This window comes from Kitasatospora sp. NPDC056181 (genome assembly GCF_042266225.1).
Taxonomy (GTDB): Bacteria; Actinomycetota; Actinomycetes; order Streptomycetales; family Streptomycetaceae; genus Kitasatospora.
Window position 1 is genome coordinate 38,290 of the sequence record NZ_JBHJUK010000013.1, and the last position, 15,808, is coordinate 54,097.

The window sequence follows — 15,808 nt, forward strand, 5'->3', positions numbered from 1 at the left end:
GTCGGCCTCACGCCTCCCGCGTCGTGTCGTTGAGCGCCATCGAGATGAGGCTCTCGGCGTCCATGTCGTCAATGTCCTCGGCGTCGCCGCCCCGGTCCTCCGCCGCGTCACCGGCGGGCTCGCCGAGCCCGGCCAGTTCGAGCAGGCTCTCCATCAGCCCGGTCTCCCGCAGCCGTGCCAGCGGGATCGACTGGAGGGCGAGCCGCACCCGTGCCTCCGGGTCGGCGGGCAGCCCGTCGGCGGCGGCCACCGGAGTCTGCGGGGCGAGCTGCTCCCGCAGGTGCCGGGCGAGGACCCGGATGCTCGGGTAGTCGAAGATCAGGCCGGCGGGCAGCCGCAGACCGGTCTCCTCCCCCATGCGGTTGCGGAACTCCACCGACGTCAGCGAGTCGAAGCCCAGCTCGCCGAAGGCGCGCTCGACCTCGATCGAGTCCGTGTCCTTGTGGCCGAGCACCAGCGCGGCCTGACCGCGCACCAGCTCGACGAGGACCGCCTCGCGCTCGTCGTCGGACGAGGCCGCGGCGAGCCGGCCCCGCAGGGCGTCGGCACCGGAGGCGGTGGTCCCCGCCGTGCGCCGGGCGACGGCCGGGCGCACCAGCCCCTGGAACAGGGACGGCAACTGGTCGGCGCCCGCGCGGCCGAGCGTCCTGAGGTCCAGGGCCACCGGGACGAGGGCCGGCAGGCCGGTCCCGAGCGCCGCGTCGAAGAGCCGCGTGCCCTGCTCCTCGGTCAGCGCCGCGACGCCGGAGCGGGCGGCGCGCCGAACGTCGGCGTCGGAGAGGCCGCCGCCCATGCCGCCGGTGCCCCAGAGGCCCCAGGCGAGCGAGGTGGCGGGGAGTCCGGCCGCGGCCCGGTGCTGGGCGAGGGCGTCCAGGAAGGCGTTGGCGGCGGCGTAGTTGCCCTGGCCGGGGCCGCCGAGGACCCCGCCGACCGACGAGAACAGGACGAAGGCCTTCAGGCCGAGGTCCCGGGTCAGCTCGTGCAGGTGCCAGGCCGCGTCCGCCTTGGGGCGCAGGACGGCGTCCAGTCGCTCCGGGGTGAGGGAGGCGACGGTCGCGTCGTCCAGCACACCGGCCGCGTGCACCACCGCGGTGAGCGGGTGCCCGGCGGGGATGCCGTCGAGCGCCCCGGCCAGGGCGGCCCGGTCGGCGACGTCGGCGGCCGCGAAGCGGACCGACTCGGCGCCCAGCGCCTCCAGCTCGCGCCGCAGCTCCGGCGCGGACGGCGCGTCCGCGCCCCGGCGGCTGAGCAGCAGCAGGTGCCGGACGCCGTGCTCGGCCACCAGGTGACGGGCGAAGACGGGCCCCAGCCCGCCGGTCGCCCCGGTGATCAGGACGGTGCCCTCGCCGTCCCACGGTGACTGCGGCTCCGTACCGGCCGGCTCCTCGGCCACCCGGACCAGGCGCGGCACCAGGGCGGTGCCGGCCCGGACGGCGGCCTGCTCCTCACCGGAGGCGAGCACGGCGGGCAGCGCCCGCAGCGACGCCTCGTCGCCGTCCACGTCGACCAGGACGATCCGGCCGGGGTTCTCCGCCTGGGCGGAGCGCACCAGACCGCCGACGGCCGCGCCCGAGGGGTCGGCCCCCGGGCCGTCGCCCTCGGTCGGGCCCGCCGCGCCGCCGGTCAGGACGACCAGCTTGGCGGCGGCGAAGCGCTCGTCCGCGAGCCACTCCTGGAGCACCTCCAGGACGCGGTGCGTCTCGGCGCGCACGGCCTCCGGCGAGGCCGTGGCCGGGGCGTCCGGACCGGCGGCCAGCGCGCCCGCCGGCAGCAGCACCACATCGGCGCCGACCGCGGCGGCCGCCTCCTTCGCGGGGACGGCGTCCAGGCGGCCCGCCAGCTCGTCCGGCCGGTCGGCCAGCAGCGCCCAGGTGCCCGTCCGCCGGACGGTGCCGGCCGGGGCGGGGGTCCAGGCGACCCGGTAGAGGGAGTCGTGGAACGCCCCCGTGCCGACCTCGCCGGCGGACACCGGCCGCAGGGCCAGCGAGCCGACCGAGGCCACCGGCAGTCCCTGGGCGTCGGCGACGTCGAGGGCCACCGCGCCCTGGCCGGCCACCGGGCGCAGCCGCACCCGCAGCAGGGTCGCCCCGGTGGCGAACAGCTCCACGTCGGACCAGGCGAACGGCAGCTCCGCCCGCTCCGACTCCCGCGCCAGTCCGATCGCGTGCAGGGCCGCGTCGAGTGCGGCCGGGTGCAGACCGAACCCGTCCGCGCCCGCCGTCGGCTCCTGCGGCAGCGCCACCTCGGCCAGGACGTCGTCCCCGTGCCGCCAGGCGGCCGTCAGGCCCTGGAACGCCGGGCCGTAGAGCAGCCCGCCGTCCGCGAACGTCTCGTACATGCCGGCCAGTTCGATCGGCTCGGCGCTGGCCGGGGGCCACGCCGCCAGGTCGAACGACGGCCGGGTGGCCGCCGCCGCGAGGGCGCCCGTCGCGTGCCGCGTCCACGGCACCTCGGCCGGCGCACCCACCTGGCGCGCGTGCACGGTGAAGCGGCGCGAGCCGTCCGCGTCCGGGCCGGCGACCGACAGTTGGATGTCGGCCGCGCCCTTCTCCGGCAGGACCAGCGGCGCCTCCAGCACCAGGTCGGCGACGCGCCCGCAGCCGACGCGGTCGCCGGCGTGCAGGGCCAGGTCGACGAAGCCCGTGCCGGGGAAGAGCGTCGCCCCGCCGAAGGCGTGGTCGGCCAGCCACGGCGTGGTCTGGACGGAGAGCCGGCCGGTGAACAACCCGCCCTCGTCCCCGGCCAGTTCGACCGAGGAGACCAGGAAGGGGTGCTCCGGGGAGACGAATCCGGCGGCGACCGGGCCGGCGTCCAGCCAGTAGTGCTCGCGCTGGAAGGCGTAGGTGGGCAGGTCGACGCGGTGGGCGCCGGTTCCCTGGAAGACGGCCGTCCAGTCGACGTCCGCGCCGGCCTCGAACACCGCGGCGAGGGCCGCCAGCAGGACCGGGACCTCGTCACGGCCCTTGCGCAGGGCCGGCACCAGCAGGGCGCCGTCGGCCTCGGCCAGGCAGGCCTGGGCCATGCCGGTCAGCACACCGTCCGGGCCCAGCTCCAGGAACCGGGTCACGCCCGCCTCCTCGAGGGCGCGGACGCCGTCGGCGAACCGCACCGCCTGGCGGACGTGGCGCACCCAGTACTCCGGGTCGCGCAGCTCCTCGCCGGCCGCGATCCGGCCGGTCACGTTGGAGACGACCGCCAGCCTGGGCTCGGCGAACTCCAGACCGGTGACGACCGCCCGGAACTCCTCCAGCATCGGCTCCATCAACGGCGAGTGGAACGCGTGCGACACCGTGAGCTGCTTGACGCCGGTACCCGCCGCCTCCAGCTTCTCCACGATCTTGCGAACCGCCGCCTCGGCACCCGAAACCACCACCGAGGAAGGACCGTTGACCGCCGCGATGCCAGCCTCGGCCTCGTGGCCCTTCAGCAGCGGCAGCACATCGGCCTCGGACGCCCGGACCGCGACCATCACACCACCGGCCGGCAGCGCCTGCATCAACCGACCACGCGCCGCCACCAACGTGCACGCGTCCGCCAGCGACAACACCCCGGCCACGTGCGCGGCCGCAATCTCACCCACCGAGTGCCCGGCCAGGAAGTCCGCCCGCACACCCAGCGACTCCACCAGGCGGAACAGCGCCACCTCGACGGCGAACAACGCCGACTGGGTGTAGACCGTGTCGTCCAGCGAACCACCCTCGCCCGCGATCACCCCGCGCAGCGAAACACCCAACTCGGCGTCCAGCAACGCACACACCTCGTCCAGCGCGGACGCGAACACCGGGAACACCTCGGCAAGTTCACGACCCATACCGACGCGCTGCGCACCCTGGCCGGTGAACAGGAACGCCGTCTTTCCCTCCAGCCGGCGCCCGGCCTGCACCCCCTCCAGGGCGGCCGTCAGCTCCTCCAGGTCCGAGCCCAGCACCACCGCCCGGCGGTCGAACACCGCCCGCGAGGACGCCAGCGAGAACCCGGTGTCCAGCACCGACGCCGAACCGGCCGCCGCGAACTCCCGCAGGCGCTCGGCCTGCGCCCGCAGCGCGGCCTCCGTGCGGCCCGACACCACCCACGGCACCGGCACACCCGACGGCCAGCCCGCACCCGGCTCCTCGACGACGTCCTCCGCCGCCGGGGCCTCCTCCAGGATCACGTGCGCATTGGTGCCGGAGATGCCGAACGAGGAGATGCCGGCCCGGCGGAGCACGCCGTCCGTCTTCTCCCACGGCCGGGACTCGGCCAACAGCTCGACGTCGCCCGCCTCCCAGTCCACGTGCGTGGACGGGGTGTCGGCGTGCAGGGTCTTCGGCATCACCTCGTGGCGCATCGCCTGCACCATCTTGATGATCGCCGCGACGCCGGCGGCGGCCTGGGTGTGGCCCAGGTTCGACTTGATGGACCCGAGCCAGAGCGGCCGGCCCTCCGGCCGGTCCTGGCCGTAGGTGGCGATCAGCGCCTGCGCCTCGATCGGGTCGCCCAGCGTGGTGCCCGTGCCGTGCGCCTCCACCACGTCCACGTCCGCCGTGGACAGGCCCGCGTTGGCCAGCGCCGCCCGGATCACCCGCTGCTGCGACGGGCCGTTCGGCGCGGTGATGCCGTTGCTCGCACCGTCCTGGTTGATCGCCGAACCGCGGACCACGGCCAGCACCTCGTGCCCGAGCCGGCGCGCGTCCGACAGCCGCTCCACCAGGAGCACGCCGGCGCCCTCGCCCCAGGCCGTGCCGTCGGCCTCCTCCGAGAAGGCCTTGATCCGGCCGTCCGGGGCCAGGCCCCGCTGGCGGCTGAACTCCACGAACACCTCGGGCGTCGCCATCACCGCCACGCCGCCGACCAGGGCGAGTTCGCACTCGTTCCGCTGGAGGGCCTGGATCGCCCAGTGCAGCGCGACCAGCGAGGACGAGCACGCGGTGTCGACCGACACCGCCGGGCCCTCAAGGCCGAAGGTGTAGGAGACCCGGCCGGAGACCGCACTGCCCATCGCGTGGCTGGTCGGGTAGTCGTGGTACATCACGCCGGTGAAGACGCCGGTCCGGCTGCCCTTGAGCGAGGCCGGGTCGATGCCCGCCCGCTCGATCGCCTCCCAGGACGCCTCCAGCAGCAGCCGCTGCTGCGGGTCGAGGGCCAGCGCCTCGTTCGGGCTGACCCGGAAGAAGGCCGCGTCGAACTCCGCCGCGTCGTGCAGGAACCCGCCCTGGTTGACGTAGGTGGTGTCGGGGCGCTCCCGCGTCGGGTCGTGCAGGCGCCCGGTGTCCCAGCCACGGTCCTCGGGGAACTCGGAGACCGCCTCCCGGCCCTCCACGACCAGGTCCCAGAGCTCGTCGGGCGTGGTGACGCCGCCGGGGTAGCGGGCGGACATGCCGACGATGACGATCGGGTCGTCGGACGAGACGGCGGTCGCGACGGCGGACCGCTGGTCCGCGGCGTCGTCGGCCGAGCCGACCAGCGACTCGTAGAGGTGCCCCGCGAGCGCCGAGGACGACGGGTAGTCGAACACCAGGGTCGCCGGGAGCCGGAGGCCGGTGGCGGTGTTGAGCCCGTTGCGCAGCTCGACGGCGGAGAGCGAGTCGAAGCCCAACTCGCTGAACGCGCGCTCGGGTTCGATCGCGTCCGGCGAGCTGTGGCCGAGCACGCCCGCGACCTGGGCCCGGACGACCTGGAGCAGCAGGCGCTCGCGCTCCTCCCGGTCGAGGCCGGCGAGCCGGCCGGCGAGGGTGTCGGCGCCGCCCGCCGGCCCACCGCGTGCGGCCGTGCGCCGGGCCACCGGGACGACACCGCGGAACAGCGCGTCGAGGTCCTCGCCCTGGGCGCGCAGGGCCGCCGTGTCGATCCGGATCGGGGTGAGCGCGGCCTCGCCGGTCGCGCGGGCGGCGTCGAAGAGCGCGAGGCCCTCCTCCGCGCCGAGCGGCACGATGCCGCCGCGCGCCATGCGGGCGCGGTCGGCCTCGCTCAGGGTGCCGACCATGCCGCCGCCCTCGGCCCAGGGGCCCCAGGCGAGCGAGGTGGCGGGCAGACCGGCCGCGGCGCGCCGCCCGGCGAGCGCGTCCAGGAAGGCGTTGGCCGCCGCGTAGTTGCCCTGGCCGGGGACGCCGAGGACACCGGCGGCCGAGGAGAAGAGGACGAACGCGGTCAGGCCGAGTCCGGCGGTCAGCTCGTGGAGGTGCCAGGCGGCGTCGACCTTGGGGCGGAGCACGGCGTGCAGCCGCTCGGGGGTCAGCGACGCGATGGTGGCGTCGTCCAGGAAACCGGCCGCGTGCACGACCGCGCGCAGCGGCCGGTCGGCCGGGACGGTGGCGAGCAGCGCCGCCAGGGCGTCCCGGTCCGAGACGTCGCAGGCCTCGACGGTGACGCTCTCGGCGCCGGCCTCGGTCAGGGACGCGCGCAGCTCCTCCGCCCCGGGGGCGGCGGCGCCGCGCCGGCTGACCAGCAGCAGGTGCCGGACGCCGTGCTCGGTGACGAGGTGGCGGGCGAGAAGGGCGCCGAGCCCGCCGGTCGCGCCCGTGAGCAGCACGGTGCCCGTCGTGTCCCAGCCCTGCCCGGCCGTCCCGGTGGAGCCCTCGGCGGACTCCCCGGAGGAGACCGCGGGGACGGCGACGCGGGCGAGCCGGGCGGTGGTGACCTCGCCGCCGCGGATCGCCAGGTGGTCCTCCCCGGCGGCCACCGCGGCCGGCAGGGCACGGGCCGACGCGGCGTCCTCGTCGAGCTCGACGAGGACGATCCGGCCCGGGTTCTCCGCCTGGGCCGAGCGGATCATCCCGCTGACGGCGGCCCCGACCAGCGGGAGGACACCGTTGGACGCACCGGCCCCGGGGACCACCACGACCAGCCGCGACCCCTCCGCCCCGGCCTCGGCGAGCCTGGCCTGGACGGCGGCGAGCACCCGCTCCGTCTCGGCGTGCACGGCGCCCACCGGGTCCTCGTCGGATGCGACGGTCCAGCCGGCCGGGAGCAGTACCTGGTCGGCCTGCTCGCCGTCCGACACCGGGACGACGCCGAGGCGCCCGGCCCAGTCCGCCGCGTCCGTCCCCGACACCGCCCAGGTGCCCCGGGCGGCGCCGCCCGTGACGGGCGTCCAGGAGACCCGGAAGAGCGAGTCGTGGTGCGCGGCCGCCGCGGCCTTGATCTGCGCGGCCGAGACCGGCCGGACGGCGAGCGAACCGACCGAGGCGACGGGGCTGCCGGTGGCGTCCGCGAGATCCAGGGCCGCCGCGTCCCGGCCCGGCACCTGCCGGACCCGGACCCGCAGGTGCGTCGCACCGGTCGCGAACACCTCGACCTCGGACCAGGCGAACGGCAGGCCGCCCTCCGAGACCGCGTCGGAGACGCTCACCGCGTGCAGGGCCGCGTCGAAGGCGGCCGGGTGGAGGGCGAACAGTTCGGCGTCGGCCTGCGCGCCGTCCGGGAGGACGACCTCGGCGAACACCTCGCCGTCGCGGCTCCAGGCGGCCGTCAGCCCCCGGAACAGCGGCCCGTAGGCCAGGCCGCCGGCGGCGAAGTCGTCGTAGACGGAGTCGATCGCGACCGGCTCGGCGCCCTTGGGCGGCCACGCCGCGAAGTCGAAGGCGGCGGTGCCCCGGCCGGGGGCGAGGACGCCGGTGGCGTGGCCGGTCCAGGCCGTCTCGGTGTCGGCGTCGGCGTCGCGGGAGTAGATCCGCACGTTCCGGACGCCGCCGTCGCCCGCCGCTGCGAGCAGGACGAGCACCTGGACGGCGCCGCGCTCCGCGAGCACCAGCGGCGCTTCGAGGACCAGCTCCTCCACCCGGTCGCAGCCGGCCTGCCGGCCCGCGCGGAGCACCATCTCGATCAGTGCCGTGCCCGGGACCACGACGGAGCCGGACACCACGTGGTCGGCCAGCCAGCCGTGGGTGTCGAGGGAGAGCCGGCCGCTCAGCACGGTGCCGCCGGAGTCGGGCAGTTCGACGGCCGCACCGAGCAGCGGGTGCTCGGTGGCGACGAGCCCGAACGCCGACACGTCGCCCGTGTCCTGCGTGGCGCTGAGCCAGTAGTGCTCGTGCTGGAAGGCGTAGGTGGGCAGGTCGACGCGGTGGGCGCCGGTGCCGGTGAACAGCGCCGTCCAGTCGACGTCCGCGCCGGCCTCGAACACGGCGGCGAGGGCGGCCAGCAGGGCCGGGACCTCGTCGCGGCCCTTGCGCAGGGCGGGCACGAGCAGGGCGTCGTCGGCCTTGGCCAGGCAGGCCTGGGCCATGCCGGTCAGCACACCGTCCGGGCCCAGCTCCAGGAACCGGGTCACGCCCGCCTCCTCGAGGGCGCGGACGCCGTCGGCGAAACGCACCGCCTGGCGGACGTGACGCACCCAGTACTCCGGGTCGCGCAGCTCCTCCCCGGCCGCGATCCGGCCGGTCACGTTGGAGACGACCGCCAGCCTGGGCTCGGCGAACTCCAGACCGGTGACGACCGTACGGAAGTCCTCCAGCATCGGCTCCATCAACGGCGAGTGGAACGCGTGCGACACCGTGAGCTGCTTGACGCCGGTACCCGCCGCCTCCAGCTTCGCCACGACCTCGCGCACCGCCGCCTCGGCACCCGAAACCACCACCGAGGAAGGACCGTTGACCGCCGCGATGCCCGCCTCGGCCTCGTGGCCCTTCAGCAGCGGCAGCACCTCGGCCTCGGACGCCCGGACGGCGACCATCACACCGCCGGCCGGCAGCGCCTGCATCAACCGGCCACGCGCGGCGACCAGCTTGCACGCGTCGGCCAGCGACAGCACCCCGGCCACGTGCGCGGCCGCGATCTCACCGACCGAGTGCCCGGCCAGGAAGTCCGCCCGCACCCCGAGCGACTCGACCAGGCGGTACAGCGCCACCTCGACGGCGAACAGCGCCGACTGCGTGTACACCGTGTCGTCCAGCGACCCGCCGCTACCTGCGATCACCCCACGCAGCGAAACACCCAGCTCGGCGTCCAGCAACGCACACACCTCGTCCAGCGCGGACGCGAACACCGGGAACACCTCGGCGAGTTCACGCCCCATGCCGACGCGCTGCGCACCCTGGCCGGTGAACAGGAACGCCGTCTTGCCCTCCAGCCGGCGCCCGGCCTGCACGCCCTCCAGGGCGGCCGTCAGCTCCTCCAGGTCCGAGCCCAGCACCACCGCCCGGCGGTCGAACACCGCCCGCGAGGACGCCAGCGAGAACCCGGTGTCCAGCACCGACGCCGAACCGGCCGCCGCGAACTCCCGCAGGCGCTCGGCCTGCGCCCGCAGCGCGGCCTCCGTGCGGCCCGACACCACCCACGGCACCGGCACACCCGACGGCCAGCCCGCACCCGGCTCCTCGACGACGTCCTCCGCCGCCGGGGCCTCCTCGATGATCACGTGCGCATTGGTGCCGCTCAGACCGAAGGAGGAGACACCCGCCCGGCGCGGCCGCTCGCCGCGCTCCCAGGGGGTGCGGGCCAGCAGCAGCTCCACGTGCCCGGCCGACCAGTCGACGTGCGTGGACGGGGTGTCGACGTGCAGGGTCCTCGGCAGCACCTCGTGGCGCAGCGCCTGCACCATCTTGATGATCCCGGCGACGCCGGCGGCGGCCTGGGTGTGGCCCAGGTTCGACTTCACCGAGCCCAGCCGGAGCGGCTGTTCGGCGGTACGGCCCTGGCCGTAGGTGGCCAGCAGCGCCTGCGCCTCGATCGGGTCGCCCAGCGTGGTGCCCGTGCCGTGCGCCTCCACCACGTCCACGTCCGCCGTGGACAGGCCCGCGTTGGCCAGCGCCGCCCGGATCACCCGCTGCTGCGACGGGCCGTTCGGCGCGGTGATGCCGTTGCTCGCACCGTCCTGGTTGACCGCGGAGCCCCGCACCACCGCGAGGACGGGGTGGCCGTTGCGGCGGGCGACCGAGAGCCGCTCCACCAGCAGGACGCCGGCGCCCTCGCTCCAGCCGGTGCCGTCGGCGGCGTCGGCGAACGCCTTGCAGCGGCCGTCGGCCGCCAGCCCGCGCGCCTTGCCGAAGGCGATGAACGGGTCGGGGGTCGCCATCACGGTGACACCGCCGGCCAGGGCGATCGAGCACTCGCCCCGGCGCAGCGCCTGCACGGCCAGGTGCAGCGCGACCAGCGAGGACGAGCACGCGGTGTCCACCGACACCGCCGGCCCCTCGAAGCCGAACGCGTAGGAGACCCGGCCGGACAGCACCGCGCCGTTGGTCCCGGTGGTCATGTAGGCCGCCGACTCCTCCGGCAGCTTCATGCCGAAGTAGGACTGGCCGTTGGTCCCGACGTAAACACCGACCGGGCCGCCCTTGAGCGAGTCCGGCGAGATCCCGGCCCGCTCGAACGCCTCCCAGGACGCCTCCAGCAGCAGCCGCTGCTGCGGGTCCATGGCAATGGCCTCACGCGGGCTGATGCCGAAGAACTCGGCGTCGAACCGGGCGGCACCGTGCAGGAAGCCGCCGCTTCGGGTGTAACCGCTGGCCGCCTGCTCGGCGTCCGCGTCGTACATGCCGCCGACGTCCCAGCCACGGTCCTGGGGGAACCCGCCGATGGCGTCCGTCTCGTTGAGGACCAGGTCCCAGAGGTCTTCCGGGGAACGCGTGTCACCCGGGAAGCGGCAGGCCATCCCCACGATCGCGATCGGCTCCGCCTCGATGTCGCGCAGCCGCTCCCGCGTCTGGGCGAGGTCGGCGGTCGTCCGCTTGAGGTAGTCGAGCAGCTTCTTTTCGTTCCCCATCAGGGCCTCACCAATTCTGTTGAGAAAGAGTCCAGGAACCTGGTCACGCGATCCCGAGTTCTTTGTCGATGAAGTCGAAGAGTTCGTCGGCCGAGGCGTCCTCCAGCTGGTCCGCGACCGTGCCGGCCCCTCGGGTGCCCTGGGCCTCGTTCACCCGGGCCACCAGGGCCTGGAGGCGGGAGAGGACCTGCGTCCGCTCGATCTCCTCCGGGGCGAGGGAGGCCACCACGGCCTCCAGCCGGTCGAGTTCCGCCGCGACGCCGGCTCCGCCGCCGCTGCCCGCCGGTGCCAGCTCGCCGTGCAGGTGCTCGGCCAGGGTGGTGGGGTTGGCGTAGTCGAAGAGCAGCGTCGCCGGGAGCTTCAGCCCGGTGGCCGCGTTCATCCGGTTGCGGAACTCGACGGCGGTCAGCGAGTCGAATCCCATGTCCTTGAAGGCGCGGCCCGGTTGGACGGCGTCGGGGCCGTCGTGGCCGAGCACCGTGGCCACCTGGCCGCGGACCAGCCCGAGGATGGTGCTGCGCTGCTCGCCACCGGTGAGCGCGGCCAGCTCGCGGGCCAGCGCGGAGGCGTCGGCCGGGCCGCCCGCCGCCGGGCCGCCCGCCGGACCGGCCGTCGCGGCCTTGACCTCGGGCAGCGCGCCGATCAGCGGGCTGGGCCGGCCGGCGGTGAAGGCGGGTGCCAGTTCCGCCCAGTCGGCGTCGACCACGCCGATGACGGCCTCGCCGCGCTCCAGCACCTCGTGCAGGGCGTTCACGGCGAGCTCCGGGTCCAGCTCGGTCAAGCCGCGCCACCAGGCGCGCTCCTGGATCTCCTCCTGGGTGGCCATGCCGCCGCCGCCCCACGGGCCCCAGGCGACGGAGGCCGCCAGCAGGCCCTGCGCCCTGCGGTGCTCCGCCAGCGCGTCGAGGTAGGCGTTGGCCGCGGCGTACGAGGCCTGGCCGGCGCCGCCGAGCAGGCCGGCGATCGAGGAGAACGACACGAAGGCGGTCAGGTCGAGGTCCCGCGTGAGGTCGTGCAGGTTGCGGGCGGCCTCGATCTTGGGCCGCAGCACCCCGGCGATCCGCTCCGGGGTGAGCGAGCCGACCGTCCCGTCGTCGAGCACGCCGGCCGCGTGCATGACGGCGGTCAGCGGGGCGTCGGCGGGCAGCTCCTTCAGCAGCACGGCGAGCGAGTCGCGGTCGGCGGCGTCGCAGGCGGCCACCGTGACGCGGGCACCCATGCGGGTGAGCTCCTGGGCGAGCTCGCCGGCGCCGGGGGCCTCGATGCCGCGCCGGCTGGTGAGCAGCAGGTGCTCGGCACCGGCCCGGGCCAGCCAGCGGGCGACGTGCGCGCCGACGGCGCCGGTGCCGCCGGTCACGAGCACCGTGCCGGTGGGCCGCCAGGCGACGCGCGGCGGGCTGGTGTCGGCGGTGGCCCGCTCCAGGCGGCGGACGAAGGTGCCGGAGGCCCGTACCGCGAGCTGGTCCTCGCCCGCCGGGTCGGCGAGGACGTCGGCGAGGCGGGCCAGCAGCGCGGCGTCGGGGGCCCCGGTGGCGGGGAGGTCGACCAGACCGCCCCAGAGGCCGGGGTTCTCCAGGGCGACGACCCGGCCGAGGCCCCAGACCAGGGCCTGCCCGGGGTTCGGCAGCTGCTCGGAGCGGCCCGCCGCGACGGCGCCGCGCGTCACGCTCCACACCGGCGCGGCCGTGTCCAGGTCGGCGAGGGCCTGGACGAGCGCCACGGTGGTGGTGAGGCCGCGCGGGGCGGCGGGGGCGCCGGCGTCCGGCTCCGCGTCCTGGCCGAGCAGCGACACCACGCCGTTCAGCGGCGCCGCACCGGCGAGTACCCCGGTGAGCTGCGCGGTCAGCGCCTCCCGGTCGGCGCCGGCCCCGGCGACGCGCAGCGTCAGGAGCCGGGCGCCACGCGCCTCAAGGGTCCGCGCGACGGCGCCGGCCCACTCCTCGTCCACGCCCTCGGCGGGCAGGACGAGCAGCCAGCCGCCGGTGAGCGCGCCACCGGCGGCGCCGGTGTGGGGCCGCCAGCCGATCCGGTAGCGCCAGCCCTCGACGGTGGCGTGCTCGACGCTGCGGGTGCGCCAGTCGGCGAGCAGCGGCAGCAGCGTCTCCAGGGAGGAGCGGCTGTCGCCGTCCGCGTCGAGGACGGTGGCGAGGTGGTCGAGGTCCCGGTGCTCGACGGCGGACCAGAAGGCGCCGTCGCCCGCCCCCGGGCCCGGGCGGGCGCCGTCGGCGCCGTCCTCGGGCTCGGCCCAGTAGCGCCGGCGCTGGAACGGGTAGGTGGGCAGGCCGACCCGGCGCCGCCCGGTGCCGGCGAGCGGCGCGGCCCAGTCCACGTCGACGCCGCGCAGGTGCAGGGCGGTGAGCGCGGCGGTCAGGGCGCGCGGCTCGGGGGTCCCGGCGCGCAGCAGCGGGACGGTGAGGACGTCCTCGTCGAGGGTCTCGCCCGCCATCGCGGTGAGGGTGGCGCCGGGGCCGATCTCCAGGCAGGTGGAGACGCCCAGGGCGGCCAGCGCGCGCAGCCCGTCGTGGAAGCGGACGGTGCCGCGGACGTGGCGCAGCCAGTAGTCGGGGGTGCGCAGGTCCTCGCCCTCGGCGAGCGCGCCGGTCACGTTGGAGACGACGGGCACGGCGGGCTCACGGAAGGTCAGCCCGGCCAGCACCGCGGCGAAGTCGGCCAGCATGCCGTCCATCCGCGGGGAGTGGAAGGCGTGGCTGACCCGCAGCCGGCGGGTGCGGGCGCCGCGGTCGGCCAGCAGGCCGGCGACCTCGGCGACGGCGTCCTCGTCGCCGGAGAGGACGACGGCGGACGGCCCGTTGACCGCCGCGATGCCGAGCCGCTCCGCGCGGCCCTCCAGCAGCGGCAGCACGTCCTGCTCGGCGGCCTGGACGGCGGTCATCGCACCGCCCTCGGGCAGGGCCTCCATCAGCCGGCCGCGGGCGGCGACCAGGGCCGCCGCGTCGGCCGTCGAGAGCACCCCGGCGACGTGGGCCGCGGCGATCTCGCCCACCGAGTGGCCGATGAGCACGTCGGGGCGGACCCCGAAGGACTCGACCAGCCGGTAGAGGGCGACCTCGGTCGCGAAGAGCGCCGCCTGGGTGAAGACCGTGCGGTCGAGCAGCGCGGCCTCGGGCGAGCCCTCGGGGGCGAACACCACCTCGCGCAGGGGTCTGGGCAGTCGGGTGTCCAGCTCGGCGCAGACCGCGTCGAAGGCCTCCGCGAAGACGGGGAAGGCCTCGTACGCCTCGCGGCCCATGCCGGGGCGCTGGGCCCCCTGGCCGGTGAAGAGGAAGGCCGTCCGGCCGCCGCCGCGCACCGCGCCGCCCGCGTCCTCGCCGGTGGCGATCCGCTCCAGCGCGGCGAGGAGCTCGCCGCGGTCCGCACCTGCCGCCACGGCCCGGTTCTCGAACAGCGAGCGGGTGGTGGCCAGGGAGTACGCGACGTCGGCGGCGTCCAGGCCGGCGCGGTCGAGCAGGTCGGCGTGCAGCCGCGCGGCCTGGGCCCGCAGCGCGTCCTCGCCCCGGGCGGAGACCGGCCAGGCCAGGTACGGCGCGGGGGCGGGCCGCGGCTCGTCGGCGGCGTCCTCGGCGTCGGGGAGGGACTCCTCGATGATGGCGTGCGCGTTGGTCCCGCTGATCCCGAAGGAGGAGATGCCGAACCGCCGGGGCCGCTCGCCCCTCGGCCACGGCACCTCGTCGTTCAGCAGCTGCACCCGGCCGGCCGACCAGTCGACGTGCGGGGTCGGCTCCCCGGCGTGGATGGTTCGCGGCAGGGTCTCGTGCTGGAGCGCGAGGACCATCTTCATCACGCCCGCGACACCGGCCGCGGCCTGCGGGTGCCCCATGTTCGACTTGATCGAGCCGAGCCAGAGCGGCCGGTCCTCCGGCCGGTCCTGGCCGTAGGTGGCGAGCAGCGCCTGCGCCTCGATCGGGTCGCCCAGCGTCGTGCCGGTGCCGTGCGCCTCCACCGCGTCCACGTCGGCGGCGACCAGCCCGGCGTTCTTCAGCGCGGCCCGGATCACCCGCTGCTGCGCGGGCCCGTTGGGCGCCATCAGGCCGTTGCTGGCGCCGTCCTGGTTCACCGCGGAGCCGCGCACCACCGCGAGGACGGGGTGGCCGTTGCGGCGCGCGTCCGAGAGCCGCTCCAGGACGAGCATCCCCGCGCCCTCCGACCAGCCCGCGCCGTCGGCGTCGGCGGCGAAGGACCGGCAGCGGCCGTCCGGGGAGAGCGCCCGCTGCCGGCTGAACTCGATGAACAGCTGCGGGGTCGCCATCACGCAGACGCCGCCGGCGAGGGCGAGCGAGGAGTCCCCGGCGCGCAGCGACTGGCAGGCCAGGTGCAGCGCCACCAGCGAGGACGAGCAGGCGGTGTCCGTGGTGACGGCGGGCCCCTCCAGCCCGAAGGTGTAGGAGACGATGCCGGAGACGATGCTGCCCGCCGTGGTGCTGCGCGGGTAGTCGTGGTGCATCAGCCCGGCGAAGACGCCCGTCCGGCTGCCGCGCAGCGTCTGCGGGTCGATGCCGGCCCGTTCGAGCGCCTCCCAGGACACCTCCAGCAGCAGCCGCTGCTGCGGGTCGGCCTCCGGCGCCTCGCGCGGGCTGAGCCCGAAGAAGCCGGCGTCGAACTCGGCGGCGTCGTGCAGGAAGCCGCCGCGGCGGACGTACGTCCGGCCCGGCTTGCCCGGCTCCGGGTCGTACACCGCCTCGGTGTTCCAGCCGCGGTCGGTGGGGAAGTCGGACACCACGTCGGCGCCGTCGGACACCAGCTGCCAGAGGTCCTCGGGGGTGGTCACCCCGCCGGGGTAGCGGCCGCTCATGCCGATGATCGCTATGGGTTCGTGCCGGGCGTCCTCCGCCTCCCGCAGCCGGCGACGGGTCTCCTGGAGGTCTGCCGTCGCCCGCCTGAGGTACTCGCGGAGCTTGTCGTCGTGCGCCATCGCTGTCTCAGCCTTCTGGGAGGGGTCGGGAGGGGCGAACGGGAGGGGCCGGGGCCCGGGCCGGGTCCCGGCGTGCGGGCGGCGGACCGGGTCCCCGGCCGCCGGGTGGGGGGCGGGGGCCCCCGGGGGGGTGGTGGTGCCCGGCAGCCCATGCCCAGCGCGTTGTAGAGGCGGTGGCTTATAAACAACAGAACCAG

Annotated in this window: 1 protein-coding gene and 1 pseudogene; both read right to left on the bottom strand. The window is 76.1% G+C overall.

Annotation, left to right across the window (positions count from 1 at the left end):
- Positions 1-7: 7 nt before the first annotated feature.
- Positions 8-10,696 carry a type I polyketide synthase gene (locus ACFC1F_RS08185; protein ID WP_376156566.1) on the bottom strand — a complete coding sequence of 3,563 codons (10,689 nt, stop codon included), beginning with the start codon at positions 10,694-10,696 and terminating at the stop codon, positions 8-10.
- A gap of 28 nt (positions 10,697-10,724) precedes the next feature.
- Positions 10,725-15,596, bottom strand: a pseudogene (locus ACFC1F_RS08190) (type I polyketide synthase); the annotation flags it as partial.
- Positions 15,597-15,808 lie beyond the last annotated feature (212 nt).